The 524-nt window shown below is 39.3% G+C and carries 1 protein-coding gene; it reads left to right on the forward strand.

What is annotated here, in order from left to right:
* A partial coding sequence (locus tag AB4238_RS13980; protein WP_372033973.1) for an IS30 family transposase occupies positions 1 to 421 on the forward strand: 421 nt, incomplete at its 5' end.
* Between the last annotated feature and the right edge of the window lie 103 nt (positions 422 to 524).

Below are 524 nucleotides of genomic sequence, written 5' to 3' on the forward strand. Positions count from 1 at the left end.
CTTTGTCTCGTTAGTAGAGCGAAAAACTAAGATTTATCTTTTTACACGAGTACAGCATAAAACAAAATCAGAAGTTGCAAAGGCTATCATCAAGCTACTCAAGCCTTTTAAGAAGATGTGTGACACTATTACTTTTGATAACGGCGGAGAATTTGCCGCCCATGAATTAATCGCAAAACGTTTAAAGTGTAAGACGTATTTTGCGAAGCCATATCAGTCTTGGCAACGTGGGTTAAATGAAAATAGCAACGGGCTATTAAGGCGTTACTTTCCCAAACGAACTCGCATTAGTGATGTTACTGAGCAGCATTTAGCTGATGTGAACTTGCTAATCAATATGAGGCCGAGGAAAACACTTGGCTATTTAACTCCGTTAGAAGTTTTGACGGGCAAGCGTGTGTCGGTTATGCCGAGAATCTAGGAGCTAAAAATCAAACCAAATGAAATAAAAACGAAAAAAGTGAGGAGTAATTGGAACTAAAGCGAAATTTGGCACTCTGACTATAGAGCCTGTGTCGGATTCT

Source organism: Shewanella sp. 10N.286.45.A1 (assembly GCF_041470405.1).
Classification (GTDB): domain Bacteria; phylum Pseudomonadota; class Gammaproteobacteria; order Enterobacterales; family Shewanellaceae; genus Shewanella.